Raw genomic sequence first — 3,655 nt, 5'->3', positions numbered from 1 at the left:
TCAAGATTTTTTGTTGGTACTTTTTCAATCTTTTTTATTTCTGCAGGAGTAAGTGTAATTTTTAATTCTGCTGCTATTTCTCTCGCAATCTCACTTTCCAGAGCGAAAATATTTTCCAATTCTCGTTCAAATTTTTTTGACCATAGATGCTTATCATTTTTAGCATCAATTAATTGTGATACGATCTTAATTGAATCTTTATATTTTTGGATACTGGATTCAAGGATATATGAAACTTTAAGTTCCTTGCCTATTTTAGGTGCAGTTTTTTTAGTGCTTCGGTATTGTTCCATGGTAGTTATGGAAATTACCTTGAATCCTTTTATTGCAGAAAGGTGGTTCAAAATATCATTCATCACACCATCAGCAAAGTATTGATTATTTTTATTATCACTTAGATTTTTAAATGGCAGTACCGCAATTGATTTTTCGGGAATATTTATTTCTGAAGTTTTCTTAATGTTTAAATCAGTAAAATAATTGTAAATAATGTAAGAAGCTATAATTAAAAGCAGGGTAGTAATGAAGGTGATTAAAATGGTTTTCTTCTTTGACTTAGTTTTATTTTGAATCTTTCCTGAATCCATATTTAACTCAGCTGCAGATGTTTTCTTCGTAACTTCTGGTATATTCATTTGTTTAACATCTCCGGGAGTATATCCGAAATGATCGTGAAAACATTTATTGAAGTATGAAGGACTGTTAAAACCAACCCTGAATGATACCTCGGAAGCCGTATAATCATTTTCTTTAAGTAACTTTAAAGCTTCATTTAGACGGATTTCCTTAATAAATTCACCGGGTGTTTTTCCTGTGGCAGATTTTATATTTCGTAGTAATTGAGAACTGCTTAATCCAACTTCAGCAGCCAGCTCAGGAACACCGAATTTTTCATTTTGTACATGTTCCAGTATTATTTTTCTAATATTATCAATAAAAAGTCCACTCATTTTTAATAAGTGTTTGTAGTCTATAAAGTTACAACAAAAAAAACACAAATTTACGCTGTTGTTGGTGTTTTTGATGCTATGAAGAACTCAAAAAATACATTAAACAGGATGATAACAATATTGTAGTATGTACTTCATCAAGTATATTAATTCTCGTGGGGAAGACACCTGTATAGAAAATCAATATTACATTACAAAATAAAAGCTCCGGAGGAGCGATATCGTTGTAGAATAGGAGATGATAAATAGTATGGAGCCCTGTAGAGGCGAAACCTCATGTATTTTGGTTAGGGTGTATTTTTACATAATAACGCCGGTGATTATTCACAAGAGTTAATTATTTTGGAGTTCATGAATACTTCGTATTTGTTTCACATCCCTTTGTCATTGTTTTGAAAATGTTTCTATTGAAAATAAATTTTCATCTTACACATATTCAAAAATGCCAGGGATAGAAGCGGCAGCTTTTTTGTTGAAAATATCGTGATGCTTTTGTGTAAAGAGCGACTTCAGAGAGCTCCTTGGAGCAAATAGCAGAACATATTTTGGGCAAAAAACTACAGCGGATAGCCCGTTAAGGCATAAAAAAAAGACCATCCTTAAATATAAGAATGGTCTTCGTGTTTATATATTATTGATACTATTTTCTTGAAATAGCTTTCTCGGCAGCTTCAACAATAGCTTTGGCATTTAAACCGTATTTTTCCATTAACTGGGCAGGTGTTCCTGATTCACCAAACACATCATTTACTCCAACAAATTCCTGAGGAACAGGGTTTGCCTGCGACAACTCTCTCGCAACACTTTCTCCAAGTCCACCAAGTACGTTGTGCTCTTCTGCACTAACAATACAACCTGTTTTTTCAACAGATTTCAATATTGCAGGTACGTCAAGAGGTTTGATTGTATGAATGTTAATTACTTCAGCTTTAATTCCTTTAGCTTCCAGTTCTTCGGCAGCTAGTAAAGCTTCCCAAACCAGGTGTCCCGTTGCAACAATAGTAACATCGCTACCTTCGTTAAGCATTAAGGCTTTACCAATTTCAAATTTCTGATCGGCAGGAGTGAAGTTAGCTACTTTTGGACGACCGAAACGTAAATAAACCGGTCCTTCATACTCAGCAGCAGCTTTTGTAGCGGCCTTTGTCTGGTTGTAATCACATGGATTAATAACTACCATTCCCGGTAACATTTTCATCAAACCGATGTCTTCCAAAATCTGGTGTGTAGCACCATCTTCTCCAAGAGTAATACCTGCGTGAGATGCAGCGATCTTTACATTCTTTCCTGAGTATGCTACAGCCTGACGAATCTGATCGTAAACCCTTCCTGTTGCAAAATTAGCAAAAGTAGCTGCAAATGGAATTTTACCTCCGATAGTAAGGCCTGCTGCCATACCAATCATATTTGCCTCGGCAATACCTGCCTGAAAAAATCTTTCCGGATGGTTTTTTGCAAATTCACCCATTTTTAATGAAGGTGTTAAATCTGCTACAAGTCCAACTACGTTTTCGTTTTCTTTTCCTAATTCGGTAAAACCGTCACCAAATCCTGAGCGGGTATCTTTCTTACCTGAATCTATATATTTTGTCATTTTAGTCTAAGTTTTTTGGTTGATAGATTAATAATCGCCTAAAGTTTCAGGGTTTTGAGCTAATGCAGAGGCAAGTTGCTCATCGTTTGGCGCTTGTCCGTGCCAGTGGTGAGTACCCATCATGAAATCAACACCATTACCCATTTCAGTTTTCATAACTATACAAACAGGCTTTCCTTTTCCGGTTCTCAACTTAGCTTCAGCAAGAGCTTCAACTACTTTAGCAGGATTATTACCTTCTGCAAGTTCCATTACATCCCATCCGAAAGCTTCAAACTTAGCTTCGATTGATCCCAAAGAAAGAACATCATCAGTTTCACCGTCAATTTGTTTACCATTGGCATCAATAGTCATAATCAGGTTGTCAACTTTGTTGTGAGCAGCGAACATTGCAGCTTCCCAAATCTGACCTTCCTGAATTTCACCATCACCGTGAAGAGTGTAAACAAGTTTATCGTCACCGTTTAACTTTTTAGCCATAGCAGCTCCGATTCCGTTAGATAGTCCTTGCCCCAATGAACCTGAAGCCATTCTAATTCCCGGTAAACCTTCGTGAGTGGTAGGATGTCCCTGAAGTCTTGAACCTAATTTTCTAAATGTAGAAAGTTCGCTTACAGGAAAATATCCCGATCTCGCAAGTACCGAATAAAATAGAGGTGAAGTATGTCCGTTCGAAAGGAAGAATAAATCCTCTCCGTTGCCGTCCATAGAGAAATCACTATCATGATCCATTACTTCCTGGTAAAGTACCGATACAAACTCAGTACAACCTAATGAACCTCCCGGGTGTCCCGAATTTACTGCATGTACCATGCGCAAAATGTCTCTTCTTACCTGAGTACAAAAATTTTCTAATTCTTGTGTTGATGCCATAACTTAAACTATCAGTTAGTGTGTTATATAAAAATTTTGGCAAAAATAGGATTTTTAATTGAAATAGAGGGGTAAAAAATATGTAGATTGTTGCTGGTTGCTGGTTGCATTGCTGGTTACTGGTTACTTGTTACTGGTTACTGGTTGCATTGCTGGTTGCATTGCTGGTTGCATTGCTGGTTTCGATCCCTGAGCTCGGCCCCTGAGCCTGTCGAAGGGTGTGAAGGACTGCTTACTC

3 protein-coding genes are annotated in these 3,655 nt (G+C 36.7%); all 3 read right to left on the bottom strand.

Going from position 1 to position 3,655, the window contains the following annotated elements; translation table 11 throughout:
- Positions 1 to 950: helix-turn-helix domain-containing protein (locus ABFR62_13635; protein MEN8139460.1), on the bottom strand; the 950-nt coding region annotated here is incomplete at its 3' end.
- Positions 951 to 1,590: 640 nt separating this feature from the next.
- On the bottom strand, positions 1,591 to 2,544 hold the full coding sequence (locus ABFR62_13630; protein MEN8139459.1) for a transketolase C-terminal domain-containing protein: 954 nt from the start codon (positions 2,542 to 2,544) through the stop codon (positions 1,591 to 1,593).
- 27 nt (positions 2,545 to 2,571) lie between these two features.
- Entirely contained in the window at positions 2,572 to 3,417 is an 846-nt protein-coding gene (locus ABFR62_13625) for a transketolase (GenBank protein ID MEN8139458.1), read from the bottom strand.
- Positions 3,418 to 3,655: the final 238 nt, after the last annotated feature.

Source organism: Bacteroidota bacterium, from assembly GCA_039714315.1.
In the GTDB taxonomy this organism is placed as follows: Bacteria; Bacteroidota; Bacteroidia; order Flavobacteriales; family JADGDT01; genus JADGDT01.
Note: the sequence above shows the minus strand (reverse complement) of the source record. Positions and strands in the feature narration are given on the sequence as shown.

Excerpts from the sequence above, each read along its gene's own strand:
- ABFR62_13630 (MEN8139459.1), bottom strand. The coding sequence starts at position 2,544 with ATGACAAAATATATAGATTCAGGTAAGAAAGATACCCGCTCAGGATTT.
- ABFR62_13625 (MEN8139458.1), bottom strand. The coding sequence starts at position 3,417 with ATGGCATCAACACAAGAATTAGAAAATTTTTGTACTCAGGTAAGAAGA.